Here is a 228-nt window from a genome sequence, read left to right on the forward strand (position 1 = left end):
GTTTCACATTGCGGACATACCCAATCACGATCGGCTAGCGTAAGTTTGTTAGTTGTTCCAGTGCCCATAACAAACCCGCAATCATGACATGTCTGGGTAGTGTTTCTCGGATTAACGGTGATAAATTTTTGACCGTACAGGTCGGCTTTATAAGCCAACATGCCTAAAAACGTTCGCCAACCAACATCAGAAATACTCATAGCCAGAGCGTGATTTCGTAACATATTC

General features: G+C 43.4%; 1 protein-coding gene. It reads right to left on the reverse strand.

Annotation, left to right across the window (positions count from 1 at the left end; translation table 11 throughout):
• Positions 1 to 228, reverse strand: a 228-nt coding sequence (locus FC26_RS08645) for a zinc ribbon domain-containing protein (RefSeq protein ID WP_157061149.1), incomplete at both ends; no start/stop codon positions are given.

This window comes from Paucilactobacillus vaccinostercus DSM 20634 (assembly GCF_001436295.1).
Taxonomy (GTDB): domain Bacteria; phylum Bacillota; class Bacilli; order Lactobacillales; family Lactobacillaceae; genus Paucilactobacillus; species Paucilactobacillus vaccinostercus.